Raw genomic sequence first — 14,517 nt, forward strand, 5'->3', positions numbered from 1 at the left:
CTAAATTATTTTTTAACTGCTAGATTTTTCAAGACTTTCTTCATCTTCAAACTTTGGTAATTCATCAAAAGTGTGAAAATTAGGTGGTGATGGTACTGTCCACTCTAAAGTCGTAGCACCCTCTCCATAAGGATTTTGGGCTGCAGCTTTTTTCTTTGAAAATGAATAAATTAAATTTACAAAAAATACTAACAAACCTATTACTGATATGTAAGATCCAATAGATGAAACATAGTTCCATCCAGCAAATGCATCTGGATAATCAGCATATCTTCTTGGCATACCAGCCAAACCTAAGAAGTGTTGTGGAAAGAACACTAAATTAACTCCTATAAAAGTAAGCCAGAAATGCAATTGTCCTAAAAATTCTGAATATTCGTATCCAGACATTTTTCCAAACCAATAATAAAAACCTGCAAAGATCGCAAATACTGCTCCTAAAGATAATACATAATGGAAATGTGCAACAACATAGTAAGTGTCATGCATTGCGGTATCAACACCTGCATTCGCAAGAACAACACCTGTTACACCACCAACAGTAAATAAAAATATAAATCCTAAAGCCCAAACCATTGGAGTTTTAAATGAAATAGATCCTCCCCACATTGTAGCTATCCAAGAAAATATTTTGATACCCGTTGGAACAGCAATGATCATAGTAGCTGCCAAGAAATAAGCTTTAGTGTCTGTACTTAAACCAACTGTGTACATGTGGTGAGCCCAAACTACAAAACCTACAATTCCAATTGCAACCATTGCATAAGCCATTCCTAAGTAGCCAAAGACAGGTTTTTTTGAAAATGTAGAAACAATATGACTAATCATTCCAAAGCCTGGTAAAATCAAAATATAAACTTCGGGGTGACCAAAGAACCAAAATAAATGTTGGAATAAAACTGGATCCCCTCCTGTTTGCGCATCAAAAAAGGCAGTACCAAAATTTCTATCCGTTAAAAGCATTGTAATTGCACCAGCTAAAACTGGTAATGACAATAATAGTAAGAACGCTGTAACTAAAATAGACCAAGCAAATAAAGGCATTTTGTGAAGCGTCATGCCTGGTGTTCTCATATTTAAAATTGTAGTAATAAAGTTTACTGCGCCTAAAATTGAAGATGCTCCAGCCAAGTGTAAACTTAAAATAGCAAAGTCCATTGCAGGTCCTGGTTGCCCAGCTTTAGATGATAAAGGTGGATATATAGTCCAACCCCCACCAACTCCTGTTTGACCTGGAGGGCCATCCATAAAAATTGAAAGTATTAATAAAATAAATGAAGTTGGTAATAACCAAAATGAAATATTGTTCATTCTTGGAAAGGCCATATCAGGTGCACCGATCATTATTGGAACAAACCAGTTACCAAATCCACCTATCATTGCAGGCATCACCATAAAAAAAATCATGATCAATCCATGACCTGTAACTAAAACATTATATAGATGATAATTTCCACCTAAAACCCCATCACCAGGATGCATCAATTCCATTCTCATCAAAACTGAAAAAGCTGTACCTATAACACCTGCAACAATTGCAAATATCAAGTACATTGTTCCAATGTCTTTATGATTAGTTGAATAAGCCCAACGCTTCCAACCAGTTGGTGTGTGATGATCGTCGTGTGATGCTGTTTGTGTATACATATTAGTTACTCGCTAGTTTTATATTTTCGTTTTCTAATAACGGTTCTTTTGCAAATTTAATTTTTGCACCTGTTAGCCATTCAGCATAATCTGCCTCTGACACAACTCTTACAGTAATTGGCATAAACGCATGTTTAATTCCACAAAGCTCAGAACATTGTCCGTAGTAAGTTCCAACTTTTTCAGCTTTAAACCATGTTTCATTAATTCTTCCTGGAACTGCATCTCTCTTAACACCAAATGATGGTAATGCCCAAGCATGTAAAACATCATTTGCTGTAATTAAAACCTTAACTACTTTATTAACTGGAACAACAACTTCATGATCTACTGACAGAAGTCTTGGTTGATTTTCTTTTAAGTCTTTTGTCTCAATCATATATGAGTCAAAAATAATATTTTCATCTGGATACTCATAACCCCAATACCACTGGTAACCTATAGCCTTAACCGTAACATCTGCTTTTGGAATAGTATCTTGTTTGTATAAAATTTTGAAGGATGGTACTGCTATAACAATTAGAATTAAGCATGGAATTAAAGTCCACAACACTTCGATTGCAACATTATGTGTTGTCTTTGATGGATTTGGATTTCTTGAAGCTCTAAATCTAATAGACACGTAAATCATCAAAAATAATACAAAGACACTGATTGCAATTATAATAGGTAGTAACAAATTATCATGAAAATTAACTATCTCCCTCATTGACTGGGATGCAGCGTTTTGAAAACCTAGTTGCCAATCTTTTGGTTGATTAGCAAACGCGTTTGATGAATAAAAAATAGCTAGAAATATGTATAAAAATTTTTTCATTTGTAGACACTATATAGTTCGTCTTTTGTAAAATTACACTTTACTTTTCGCGACAAAATATCAATTTATTGCGTAATTTATGATCGATATAGCTGAAATTACAGCTGTTTCTGATCTCAGTATGTTTTCATTGATTTTAATTGGCTGAACACATTCAAATTTAAGAATCTGTTCTCGTTCCAATTCAGAAAAGTCTCCCTCTGGTCCAATTATTACACAAGTTGGCTTAGACGTTATTTGATCTGTATCAATTTTATTATTTTTTGAGTTTAAATCTGTAAATATTAAATCCATGTTTTTATTTTTCAAAAAAGACTCCAAAGATTGAGGGTCTTCGATTAAAGGAACGTTAATCCGATTAGATTGTTCAGTTGCTTCAATAATGACTTTTTCAACTCTCTCTTTATTGATCTTACGAACAATAGTTCGATCAAATATTATGGGTAAAAACTTTGTAACACCTAACTCTGTAGCTTTTTGTATCATAAAATTAAAATAGTTTGATTTAATGGGTGAAAAAGCAAGCCATAATTCTTTGGGGTTTTCTTTTTGTCTCAATTGATTGGTAATACTAAATTCAACAATACTTTTTGAAATACTTAAAATTTTTGCTTCCCACTCTCCACTACTATTAAATAAAGAAAAAACTTCGTTTTCTTTAACTCTCATTACTTTACTCACATAATGAGATTGTGATTTATCAAGTGTAGCTGTTAAATTAAGTGATAAACTTTCACTATAAAATAATCTAATATTACTCATTAAGATAAGTTTAATTATGAAAAATATTAAAGCAATAATTTTTGATGCATACGGCACATTATTTGATGTCAATTCAGCAGCAGAAAAATGTAAAGAAAAAATTGGTAATAAGTGGGAAGGTTTTGCAAATTATTGGAGAACAACTCAACTAGAATATACTTGGCTTAGAAGTTTGATGAAAAGACATAAAGATTTTTGGCAAGTGACTGAGGATAGTTTGGATAAGTCAATGCAAGCTTATAAAATTGACCTCTCGATGAGAAATGAGTTGTTAGATCTTTATAAAATCCTTTCACTATTTTCTGAAGTTACAGAAGTTTTAAAATCACTTAAAGAAAAAAAATATAAACTAGCTATTCTCTCAAACGGCACACCCACCCTTCTCAATCAATTAGTTAAAAGTAATAATTTAGAAAATATTTTTGATGATATTTTTTCAATCGAAGAAGTAGGGATTTATAAACCAGACACAAAAGTTTACGATATGCCAATTAACAAATATCAAATTAAAAAAAATGAAGTTGCTTTTTTGAGTGCAAACACTTGGGATGTATCAGGTGGAGGAAATTATGGTTATAATTCTATTTGGGTAAACAGAAATAATAATATTTTTGATAAACTTGACTACCAACCAGAGTTAGAGATCAAAAACTTAAAAGATCTATTACCCAATATAAAATCTAATTAAAATTAAGCCTTATCTCCATAATCAGTCATATGTTTTGGAATTCTTTTATTTTTTCCATACATAAAATGATTTTCCATTTTTTCTCTATATTTACTTGCTGGAACAGTTAATCCAACTGACTCTGCAACTTCCCTAATCAGCATTGAATTAGCTCCACAGCAAACACCGAGATAATTTATTCCTAAATCATTTGCCTCTTTTGCAAATTGACCTATTTCATATCTATTACAAAAATGTGGATCTAAAGCTGTTGGAAATGTTCTTCCATGTGGAGAAGGACAGCCACAATCGGCTCTGTCAGGCAAATTAAAAAAAGTTGGAAATTTTTCATTGGTTCTATATGGAATTGGTAAAGCACCTACATGACATTTGACTGCTTTTCTAATCTCCTTTAAGAATGGCAACATTGTTGCTGGTCCTCTAAAACAATTTAAGCCCACAACATCAGCGCCTTTTTGTTCCAGCTCTTTACATGTATCAACTACAGACTTTCCATCTCTCATTTTGTTTTCACCCATTGGAGAAATTGTTAGCACAGTTGGTAGATTGGCTTTTTTCATTACCTCAAGAGCTTTAAAAGCTTCTTCAGCATAATAAAAAGTTTCACCAATTAACATGTCCGCACCTTCATCAACTGCCCAACCAATCATTTCAGAAAACATGCCTTCAACTACTTTTTGGGCTTGCTTATCATCTTCCTTCCAAATATTTGAGTTAGAAATATTTCCAGCCATTAAATTTGGCTGAGATCCTTTAGGTGTATCCAAAGCAACCTTTTTTGCAATTTTTAAAGCAGAACGATTTAGCGGTTCAAGTAATTCTTCTTTACCTATAACTCGCATCTTTTCTCTATGTCCATTGTAAGTAAAGGCTTCAACAATATCAGATCCTGCATGTTGAAATTCTCTATGCAAATTTTCAAGTACTTCTGGATGATCTAAAGATACCATTGGCACAAATTCTCCAGATGCCATATATCCACGTTTCTCTATTTCAAATAAAAAACCTTCAGCACAAATCACAGGTCCTTTATCTAATCTTTCTTTTAGTATATTTGTTTTCATTTTTTCTCCAATACAGAGTTAAGAGGCTAAAACTTTGATACAAATCAAATCAATTTATTTTGAAATAGCTCTTCCCTCCATTAATTTGGAGAAAAGAAACTAATTAACCAAAGAGGGTAAAAATTAGCTCTTCTCTCCTTTTTAGTGCTTTAGCAAAATGCTGGGTGCACAATACGGTTCAAATACCCGGTTTTAATTTGAGAAAATTTCAAAAAAAAACCACCGGCTAAAGCGGTGGTTGAAGTGTCGCTTTAGCAGGATTTTTAAAGCGCTCTGCAATTTAACTTAAATCAGCGCTAATCAATACAATCACAAATAAACAATGTTGTCAAAAGAATAAGCTTTATCTTATTCTGTTTTCTTCAAAGTTTTTATTAAGTTTTAATGAGATAGTTCTAGTATTTCTTTTATTCCAATCAGAAAAAGATTTCAAAATAGGAATTACTGATAAGCCAAATTCTGTAAGTGAATATTCAACTTTTGGAGGTACTACTTGATGAACTTTTCTATTAACAATGCCATCAGTTTCCAACTCTTTAAGTTGCTTAGATAACATTTGTTGAGTGATAGTTTTTAATACTTTTTTTAACTCATTAAATCTTACTGTCTTATTGTGAAACAGTGTAAATAGAATTCTTATTTTCCACTTACCACCAAGAAAATATATAGCTCTTTCAGCTGGGCAATTAATTAATTCTTTCATGGCACTTAAATAACTATTTTATTTTAATTATCAAGGTATGTTTTTAAATACTAGTATGATTGTTTTGCGTACTTGCATAATTTGTAACAAATCATTAGTTATGTTCCAAACTAATCGAAAGGGTAAATATGACTAAAGGACAGAGTGCTGGCAATGGACCAATTGCAGTGGAAGTTGAAAAAGATAAATCTTATTATTGGTGTTCATGTGGACAATCAAAAAAGCAACCATTTTGTGATGGATCACATAAAGGAAGTGAGTTTACTCCATTGGCATACAAGGCAAAAGAAACAAAAAAAATGTTTTTCTGTGCATGTAAACAAACTAACAATGCACCATTCTGTGATGGTTCACACAATAAATAAATCATGACAAATATATTAGATTTAGTAGCAAGGTTTTTTATTTCACTTATTTTTTTATTAAGTGGAATAAATAAAATTGGAAACTATGAAGGAACTGTTGGTTGGATGGAGTCCTTAGGCATGCCTGGTATTTTTTTAATCCCAGCAATCATATTAGAAATCAGTGCTTCAATACTAATAATAGCAGGATATAAAGTTAAAATTTCAGCAGCTTTGCTGAGTGTATTTTGTATAGCTACTGCGATTATTTTTCATAGTGATTTAAGTGATCAAATGCACTTTATTTCATTTATGAAAAATATTGGTCTTGCTGGAGGATTTTTATTTCTTGTTGTTAATGGAGCTAAAGATTTTAGTATTGATAAAAAGTTTGGAAATTAAATGTCAAATATAGAAGTAAGTAAAATTATAGACCCTATTCCAGCATCAGATGGTGCTGGGGTAAAATTAAAAAGAAGTATTGGTGTTGAGCCAAATTACTTTGATCCATTTTTAATGTTAGATGAATTTGGATCAGAAAATAGTGAAGATTATATTGCAGGTTTTCCACCCCATCCTCACAGAGGAATTGAAACAGTTACTTACATGTTAGCTGGAGATTTTGAACACAAAGATAGCACTGGTGGCGAAGGTAGAATGACAGCAGGAGATGTTCAGTGGATGAAGACAGGAAGTGGAATAATTCATTCTGAAATGCCCACAATGAAAGAAGGTAAACTTCATGGTTTTCAATTATGGGTAAATATGCCTGCTAAATTGAAGATGAGTAAGCCTGAATATATTTATATTGATGCAGATAAAATGAGCGTTCATAAAGATGGAGATAAACAAGTTAAAGTCATAGCTGGTAAATTTGAAACTGCTGAAGGCCCTATTAAAGGTCATAACGTTGAGCCAGTTTATTTTGATGTTGAGTTGAATAAAAATAAAGAATTTAATTTTAAATTACCATCTACTCATAATACTTTTATTTATTTAATTAATGGTGAAATTGAAATTGGTAAAAATAAACATGACAATGTTAAAGATAGTACCTTAATACTATTAACTAGAGGTGAGGATTTAATTATGAAGGCTAAATCAGATGCTAAGTTCTTAGTGATTTCAGGCAAACCAATTAACGAAGAAATTGCAAGAGGCGGACCCTTTGTAATGAATACTAAAGCTGAAATCTTGCAAGCAGTACAAGATTATCATAATGATACATTTGTAAAATAAATTATGAAAGCTGTAGAAATTAAAAAAAATGGTGGGCCTGAAGTTTTAGAGCTTAAAGATATTACTCTAGATAAGCCAGGCACTGACCAGGTAACAATAGAACAAAAAGCTATTGGTCTTAATTATATAGATACTTACCACAGATCAGGTTTATATCCTTTAAAAATGCCAAGCGGTTTGGGTTTGGAGGGTGCAGGTGTTATTACTGAAGTTGGAGACAATGTAAAAGATTATAAAATTGGTGATAAAGTTTCTTACGCTGGTATTCCATTAGGATCTTATTCAACACACAGAAATTATCCAACAAAAAATCTTGTAAAAGTACCAGAGGGTATTGATCTTGAGCTTGCAGCAACTTTGATGACAAAAGGTTTAACTACATTTTATTTATTGCATAAAACATTTCCCGTAAATTCAGGACAAACAATTCTTTATCATGCAGCAGCAGGAGGAGTTGGTCAAATATTTGGTCAGTGGGCTAAGAGTTTAGGCTGCACAGTTATAGGCACTGTTGGTTCAGATGAAAAAATAAATATAGCAAAAGAAAATGGTTACGATCATGTAATCAATTACAATAAAGAGAATTTTGCTAAAAAAGTTTTAGAGATTACTGATGGTAAAGGAGTTCCAGTTGTTTATGATGGTGTGGGTAAAGACACTTTAGATGGATCCATTGAATGTTTGGCAATAAGAGGAATGATGGTTTCATTTGGAAATGCATCAGGACCATTATCAGATATAAACGTTCCTAAAATGCTTCAGCCAAAAGGTTTATATCTTGTAAGACCTGCTATGCAGCAATACCTATCTACTAAAGAAGAGCTAGATGAAGCATCAAAAGTAATGTTTGAAAAAATTAGTTCTGGGAAAGTAAAAATAAAAATATTTAAAAAATATAAATTAAATGAAGCAGTTCGAGCTCACCAGGATTTAGAGGGAAGAAAAATTTTGGGTCCTGCAGTAATTATTCCTAATTAACATCCACATCCATATCCGCCATATGCAGCTTAAGTGCATTAGTTGAGATATGAATTTCTCTAATAAAGAAAAGAATTGAAATGATCATGGATAAACAACATGAGCCAAAAATTAATCTTGCAATAAATATTTCATTTAAATAAAGGCCTAGTACAGTCATCATATTGAACAAAAATCCAAAAGCAGCAAACATAATAGTCCATCTCAAAAGAGTAATTCTTCCACTTAGGTTTATAAATTGTTTTTTCCACTCATGAGGAATATGGTTTTCGTAAACGTGTTCATCATGAAGTTCTCTAATAAGCTTACTAAGTGAATGAAATCTATTACTATAGATGCTCATTAGCAAAGGAATAGCTGGAAACATTAGTGCTGTAACTGTGTAATCTATATTCATACGAATCAATTTGATTATGAAACTAGCCTTTGTTATTTACAAGTAAATTATGAACCAAATAAAGCTATTTATTGAGCTCACAAGATTAAGAAGGCCCATTGGTTTTATGCTTTTGTTTTGGCCATGTCTTTGGGGGCTTACAATAGTTTACGATTTTAATTTAGTTTTATTAAATTATTTTTTTTATTCTGCGCTTTTTCTTTCAGGCTCAATATTAATGCGCTCAGCAGGATGTATAGTAAACGATATAGCAGATAAAAATTTTGATAAAAAAGTTGAGAGAACTAAAAATAGACCCATTGCATCTGGTAAAGTTTCTATAAAGCTTGCAGCAGTATATGCTTTATTTTTATGTTGTGCTGCTTTTTTAGTATTAATCAATTTTAATAATTTTACGATCTTGATGGCTTTGATATCTATGCCATTGGCTTTTACATATCCGTTAATGAAAAGAATTACTTATTGGCCACAATTATTTTTAGGAATTACATTTAATTATGGGTTAATTTTAGCCTGGATTTCAATTTCAAACGAAATTTCCATAGTTCCGATTATATTTTATCTTGGAGCCATATTTTGGACACTAGGCTACGACACAATTTATGGGTTTCAAGATATTAAGGATGACGAGATAATAGGAGTAAAATCAACTTCAATAAAGTTTAAAAATGATCCAAAAAAATTTTTGTATATTTCATACTCTTTATTTATCTTATCCTTGTTTTTAGTTGGGATATTAATGCAATTTAAGATCTATTATTTTTTATTTATGATAATTCCAATTATACACCTATTAGTATTTCAAGTTAAAAAATTAAATACAGCTTTATCTAAAGATTGTTTAACTAAATTTAAAAGTAATAATTTGTTAGGGTTAATAATTTTTATCAATATTATTATTGGAAAAATAATATAAACAAAATGACAAAAACAAAAATATTCAAAAGACTCTATCAAGACTATACAAAAAAATTTATTAGTAAAATTTTGTTAGCTGCTCTTTTTTCAATAATAGTTGCTTTAAGTACTTCAGCAACAGCATGGCTTTTAGATCCAGCAATAGAAAAAATATTCATTAACAAAGATCAAACTTTAATTATCTTAATTCCACTTGCAATTATTATTGCCTTTAGTGCAAAAGGTATTTCTCTTTATTTTGCAAAACTGCTCATGATTAATGTATCTGAGGAAATTAAAAAAATTTTACAAACAGATATGTTAAAATCTTTTATTAAGGCTGATACTGAAATTATTGAAAGTAAACACTCTGGTAAATATATTTCAAATTTAAATTTTGATGTAAATCAAATCACGAGAATGTTAGCAGAAGCATTTCTAAGTATTTTCAAAGACGGTCTTACATTAATAGGATTACTTTGCGTAATGTTTTTGCAAAACTGGAAGCTTTCCTTAATTGCAATTTTCATGATTCCACTTGCCTCTATCACTGCAAAAATCTTAGGAAAAAGAATGAGTAAAATTTCAACTCAGGCACAAGAAAAATCTGGAGATTTAAATAGATATTTGATTGACCTTTTTAAAAATCATAAAATTATTAAGATTTTTCAAAGAGAAAATTATGAAGAAAATAGATCTGAATCATTTGTTAATGACTTAAAAGAAAAATCTGCAAAAATTTCAGCTGTATATATTAGATCAGCACCAGTGATGGAAATATTAACAGGTATTATGATTGCAATTTTGATATTTTATTCTGGAAAATTGATCATTAGTGGTGAGATTGCGATAAATAATTTTTTTTCATTTCTTGCAGCAATGATGCTAGCGTATCAGCCTGTAAAGACACTTACAAAAGTTAATGTTGCTATAGCACAAGGTTTTGCTGCTGCAGAAAGAATTCTTCCAGTTATAGATATTAATAATGAAATCAACTTAAATGAGGACAAAGATAAATTAAATGTTTTAGAGGGTGATATAGTTTTTGAAGACGTTAACTTCACTTATAAATCTAATTTAGCCAACAAGGTTCTACAAAATATTTCTGCAAAATTTACTGGTGGTAAAATGACTGCCTTAGTTGGTCATAGTGGATCTGGTAAATCAACATTATTAAATATGATACCAAGAATTTATGCCCCAACTAATGGAGCTATATATTTAGATAATCAAGATATATCAGAATTTAATTTAGCATCCTTAAGAAGCGAAATATCCATAGTAGATCAAAACACAACATTATTTGACGATACAGTTTTAAACAACATTAAGTACGCTAGACCTGAAGCAAACAACGAGGAAGTTTATGAGGCTGCAAAACAATCTATGTGTAAAGAATTTATTGATAATTTAGAGAATGGCTTTGAAACTATGATTGGTGAAAATGGAGTAAAATTATCTGGTGGAGAAAAACAGAGACTTTCAATAGCTAGAGCTTTCTTAAAAAAAAGTAAAATAATATTATTAGATGAGGCGACTTCATCATTAGACTCTGAAACCGAAGAAAAAATTCAAAAAGCATTAAGTCAGTTAATTTTAAATAAAACTACTATTGTAATTGCACACAGACTATCAACAATACTTAATTCAGATAACATATATGTAGTCGATAATGGTAGAATTATCGACTCAGGAAAACATGAAGAACTTTTAACTCAATCAAAAGTTTATAAAAATTTTTATGAACGACAAATTAAAGAACACTGATGTATTTTTTTTACAACATAGTTGCAAACTTAATAGTTATAATATCACCTGTAATCATTTTTTTTCGAGTAATAAAGGGTAAGGAAGATATAAAAAGAGTACAAGAGAAATTTAGTATATATTCTCAAAAAAAAAATAAAAAAAAAATTTGGTTACATGCAGCAAGTGTTGGAGAGCTAATGAGTATAGTTCCAATTATTAGAAAATTAGAAAAAAATAAAAAAATAAATAATATTTTATTAACAACATCCACAACTAGTTCTGCAAAAATTTTTAAAAAACTTAGATTAAAGAAAACATCACACGTATATTTTCCATTAGATAATAATTATATAGTAAAGAAGTTTATTAAATACTGGCAACCAGAGTTAGCAATTTTTATAGACTCAGAAATATGGCCAAATATGATCAAAAATTTACATTTGAAAAATATTCCAATCATAATTATGAATGCTAGAATTACAGAACGTAGTTTTAACAGGTGGCAAATTTTTCCAAATTTTGCAAACCAAGTATTTAATAAAATATCATTAGCATTACCTCAAAATTTAGAGACCTTGAAATATCTCAAATTGTTAAAAGTTAAGAATATAGAGGTTGCAGGTAATTTAAAATATTTTGGTGAAAAAAATAACCAAGATCATGCTAACAAACTATTAAAAGATAAGTTCAAAAATATTAAGGTATGGTGTGCTGCAAGTACGCACAATACTGAAGAGATATTGGTAGGCAAATTACATAAAAATTTAAAAAAAAAGGAAAAAAAATTAATCACCATTATAATTCCAAGACATATTAATAGAGCTGGTAAAATAATAGATGAATTAAATATTCTTGGCCTTAAAACTATCGCTCATTCTTCTAAGAAAGAAATACAAAAAGACACTGATATATATTTAGTTGATAGCTACGGTGAGTCATCTAAGTTTTATGATTTATCAAATGTAACTTTTGTCGGTGGTTCAATAGTAAAACATGGTGGTCAAAATCCTCTTGAGCCTGCAAGATTGGGAAATTACATACTAAATGGACCCAATGTAAGAAACTTCAGAGAAATATATACTTTTTTGAATAAGCTTAAAATGTCATCACCAACCTCTAATATTTCAACAATGGAAAAAATAATATTAAAAAAATTAGATACCAAAAATGCCAATCAAAATATAGAAAAAATTATTAAAATAGGAAATGATATACTTGAAAAAAATTTATTTTATATAAATAAATATTTAATATGAAATTAATCAAACCGAATTTTTGGCAAACAAAAAATTTTATTTCATTTATACTTTACCCTTTATCTCTAGTTACATATTTAATTAATATTTCAAAAATACTTTTTATTAAAAAAAAATTTGCAATTAAAACTATATGCATTGGTAATATTTTTGTAGGTGGTACAGGCAAAACATCCTTGGCAATTGAAATAAATGAATTACTTAATAAAAAATTTAAGACAATATTTATTAAAAAAAAATATAAAAATCAGTTAGATGAAATAAATTTGTTAAAAAATAAAGGAAATATTATATCATCAGACAGTAGAAGTAATGCCCTATTAACAGCTACAAAAAAAAATTATGAAGTAGCAATACTAGATGATGGATTACAACAAAAAAACATTAATTATGATATAAAAATTGCATGCTTTAATTCAGAAGATGCTCTTGGAAATGAATTTATGCTCCCAGCTGGGCCCTTAAGAGAGAATATAAATGCAATTAATAAATATGATTTAATCTTTATAAATGGAGAAAGAAAAAATTATAAACTTTTATCTAAGTTAAAATCTATCAATAAAAAATTGAAAATATTTGAGGGAAAATATAAACCATTAAATTTAAAAAAATTTAATTTAAATAAAAAATATTTAATGTTTTGTGGTATTGGAAATCCACATGAATTTGAAAAAACTTTACTTAAATATAAATTCAATATTTGTGAAAAAATAATTTTTCCTGATCACCATAAACTTACAAAAATTGAACTAAAAGAATTAAAAGATAAAGCTAAAAAGGAAAATTTTACAATAGTAACAACTGAAAAAGATTTTTTTCGATTAAGTAAAATTGAAAGAAAAAATATAAAATTTTTGAAAATTAAGTTAGAAATCAATGATAAAAAAAGTTTTAAGAAAACTTTGATATCAAAATTATGAAAAAATTAATTTACCTTATAGAATTTATTTTAATTAAAATTTTGTTTATTTTATTTAAATTAATTGGTTATAGATTTTCATCAAATTTAGGGTTTTTTATTGGAAAAACAATGGGTCCAATATTTAGATCAAAAAAATTAATTATTCAAAATTTAAGTAAGGCTAATATTAAAAACCCTGAAGATCCTAATAAAATTGCTACAAATGTTCTGGGTAACTATGGAAGAATTTTTGCTGAATATGTCTATTTAAAAAAATTTAGAAACGATGAATTAAAAAAATATATCTCAATAGAAGGTTTGGAACATTTAGAATATTTAAAAAAAAATAACAAAAAAGCTGTATTTATTTCAGGTCATTTTAATAATTTTGAACTTATGGCAATGGAAATAGAAAAAGCAGGAATTGAACTGGCCACTATCTATAGACCTTTAAATAATATTTTTTTGAATAAAACAATGGAAAAAATTAGAAAAGAAAATATTTGTAAAAATCAGATTAAAAAAGGAAGAGCTGGTACTCGTGAAATAATCAAAAATCTGATCGAAGGTAAATCAATAGCTTTAATGATAGATCAGCGTGTAAGAGAGGGTGAAAAAGTAAATTTTTTTAACAATTTGGCTACTACTACAACTATTCCTGCTCAATTAGTAAAAAAATACAATTGTGAACTAATGCCTATATATATTGAACGAAAGAAATCAAATTATTTTAAAATTTATATCTCGAAACCAATCAAAGTAAATAAATCAAAGTCGATCTTAGAAATTACTGAATTTCTCAATCAAGTTCTTGAAAAGATGATTTTAAAAAATATTGATCAGTGGATTTGGACACACGATCGATGGAAAAGCTAATTATCTTCCTTTTCTCTTTCAGCTGAGGACTCAACATACGAAAAATAAGCTTCTTGTTTGTCAACATTCCAATAATTTAAATTTTCTAAAGGTATTGTTTTTTTTGAAATAGCACAAATAACATGGTCTCCCTCTTCAATAATTTGAAAATTATTTGGCATATATTTTAATTTAGCTAATTTATTTTTCATTTATAATA

The 14,517-nt window shown here is 29.2% G+C and carries 17 protein-coding genes and 1 riboswitch; of the genes, 10 read left to right on the forward strand and 7 right to left on the reverse strand.

Translation table 11 applies throughout. The annotated features are described in order from the left end of the window. Positions 1-12: 12 nt before the first annotated feature. From ctaD to ACIJYG_RS05885, 3 genes are read right to left on the reverse strand one after another with little or no spacing between them, the layout of a single operon-like run. On the reverse strand, positions 13-1,647 hold the full coding sequence (gene ctaD, locus ACIJYG_RS05875) for a cytochrome c oxidase subunit I (RefSeq protein ID WP_435096217.1): 1,635 nt from the start codon (positions 1,645-1,647) through the stop codon (positions 13-15). 1 nt (position 1,648) lies between these two features. Continuing rightward, entirely contained in the window at positions 1,649-2,464 is an 816-nt protein-coding gene (gene coxB, locus ACIJYG_RS05880; RefSeq protein WP_435096220.1) for a cytochrome c oxidase subunit II, read from the reverse strand. 60 nt (positions 2,465-2,524) lie between these two features. Next, a complete protein-coding gene (locus ACIJYG_RS05885; RefSeq protein ID WP_435096223.1) occupies positions 2,525-3,226 on the reverse strand; it encodes an RsmE family RNA methyltransferase in 702 nt (233 codons plus the stop codon). 16 nt (positions 3,227-3,242) lie between these two features. Between ACIJYG_RS05885 and ACIJYG_RS05890 the strand changes: the two genes are divergently transcribed. Then, on the forward strand, positions 3,243-3,914 hold the full coding sequence (locus tag ACIJYG_RS05890; RefSeq protein WP_435096226.1) for a haloacid dehalogenase type II: 672 nt from the start codon (positions 3,243-3,245) through the stop codon (positions 3,912-3,914). Positions 3,915-3,916: 2 nt separating this feature from the next. On the opposite strand, the gene ACIJYG_RS05895 is transcribed toward ACIJYG_RS05890, so the two are convergent. Continuing rightward, positions 3,917-4,978 (reverse strand): homocysteine S-methyltransferase family protein, encoded by a 1,062-nt coding sequence (locus ACIJYG_RS05895; protein WP_435096229.1) that lies wholly within the window; start codon positions 4,976-4,978, stop codon positions 3,917-3,919. A gap of 131 nt (positions 4,979-5,109) precedes the next feature. Further along, positions 5,110-5,175: riboswitch (SAM riboswitch) on the reverse strand. A 146-nt stretch (positions 5,176-5,321) separates the two neighbouring features. Beyond that, a complete protein-coding gene (locus ACIJYG_RS05900; protein WP_435096232.1) occupies positions 5,322-5,681 on the reverse strand; it encodes a winged helix-turn-helix transcriptional regulator in 360 nt (119 codons plus the stop codon). A gap of 128 nt (positions 5,682-5,809) precedes the next feature. On the opposite strand from ACIJYG_RS05900, the gene ACIJYG_RS05905 reads away from it, so the two are divergent. From ACIJYG_RS05905 to ACIJYG_RS05920, 4 genes are read left to right on the forward strand one after another with little or no spacing between them, the layout of a single operon-like run. Further along, positions 5,810-6,046 (forward strand): CDGSH iron-sulfur domain-containing protein, encoded by a 237-nt coding sequence (locus ACIJYG_RS05905; protein WP_435096235.1) that lies wholly within the window; start codon positions 5,810-5,812, stop codon positions 6,044-6,046. A gap of 3 nt (positions 6,047-6,049) precedes the next feature. After that, a complete protein-coding gene (locus tag ACIJYG_RS05910; protein WP_435096238.1) occupies positions 6,050-6,427 on the forward strand; it encodes a DoxX family protein in 378 nt (125 codons plus the stop codon). Continuing rightward, positions 6,428-7,264, forward strand: a complete 837-nt coding sequence (locus ACIJYG_RS05915; protein WP_435096241.1) for a pirin family protein — start codon at positions 6,428-6,430, stop codon at positions 7,262-7,264. Between the two features lie 3 nt (positions 7,265-7,267). Further along, positions 7,268-8,242 carry a quinone oxidoreductase family protein gene (locus ACIJYG_RS05920; RefSeq protein WP_435096244.1) on the forward strand — a complete coding sequence of 325 codons (975 nt, stop codon included), beginning with the start codon at positions 7,268-7,270 and terminating at the stop codon, positions 8,240-8,242. On the opposite strand, the gene ACIJYG_RS05925 is transcribed toward ACIJYG_RS05920, so the two are convergent. Further along, on the reverse strand, positions 8,235-8,639 hold the full coding sequence (locus tag ACIJYG_RS05925) for a DUF2721 domain-containing protein (protein WP_435096247.1): 405 nt from the start codon (positions 8,637-8,639) through the stop codon (positions 8,235-8,237). The genes ACIJYG_RS05920 and ACIJYG_RS05925 overlap by 8 nt on opposite strands. 49 nt (positions 8,640-8,688) lie before the next feature. On the opposite strand from ACIJYG_RS05925, the gene ubiA reads away from it, so the two are divergent. Genes ubiA through ACIJYG_RS05950 form a run of 5 tightly spaced genes read left to right on the forward strand, consistent with a single transcriptional unit; the run spans position 8,689 to position 14,318 of the window. Then, positions 8,689-9,555 (forward strand): 4-hydroxybenzoate octaprenyltransferase, encoded by an 867-nt coding sequence (gene ubiA / locus ACIJYG_RS05930; protein WP_435096250.1) that lies wholly within the window; start codon positions 8,689-8,691, stop codon positions 9,553-9,555. A 5-nt stretch (positions 9,556-9,560) separates the two neighbouring features. Next, positions 9,561-11,303 carry an ABC transporter ATP-binding protein gene (locus tag ACIJYG_RS05935; protein ID WP_435096253.1) on the forward strand — a complete coding sequence of 581 codons (1,743 nt, stop codon included), beginning with the start codon at positions 9,561-9,563 and terminating at the stop codon, positions 11,301-11,303. Next, on the forward strand, positions 11,303-12,541 hold the full coding sequence (locus ACIJYG_RS05940; protein ID WP_435096256.1) for a 3-deoxy-D-manno-octulosonic acid transferase: 1,239 nt from the start codon (positions 11,303-11,305) through the stop codon (positions 12,539-12,541). The genes ACIJYG_RS05935 and ACIJYG_RS05940 overlap by 1 nt, the downstream gene beginning before the upstream one ends. Then, positions 12,538-13,461 (forward strand): tetraacyldisaccharide 4'-kinase, encoded by a 924-nt coding sequence (gene lpxK, locus ACIJYG_RS05945; RefSeq protein WP_435096259.1) that lies wholly within the window; start codon positions 12,538-12,540, stop codon positions 13,459-13,461. Before ACIJYG_RS05940 ends, lpxK begins: the two co-directional genes overlap by 4 nt. Then, positions 13,458-14,318 carry a lysophospholipid acyltransferase family protein gene (locus tag ACIJYG_RS05950; RefSeq protein WP_435096262.1) on the forward strand — a complete coding sequence of 287 codons (861 nt, stop codon included), beginning with the start codon at positions 13,458-13,460 and terminating at the stop codon, positions 14,316-14,318. Before lpxK ends, ACIJYG_RS05950 begins: the two co-directional genes overlap by 4 nt. Here the strand turns inward: ACIJYG_RS05950 and ACIJYG_RS05955 are convergent. Next, complete coding sequence (locus ACIJYG_RS05955) at positions 14,315-14,509, reverse strand: DUF2093 domain-containing protein (RefSeq protein WP_435096265.1); 195 nt, start codon at positions 14,507-14,509, stop codon at positions 14,315-14,317. The genes ACIJYG_RS05950 and ACIJYG_RS05955 overlap by 4 nt on opposite strands. Positions 14,510-14,517: the final 8 nt, after the last annotated feature.

The organism is Candidatus Pelagibacter bacterium nBUS_27 (assembly GCF_051200985.1).
Classification (GTDB): domain Bacteria; phylum Pseudomonadota; class Alphaproteobacteria; order Pelagibacterales; family Pelagibacteraceae; genus Pelagibacter.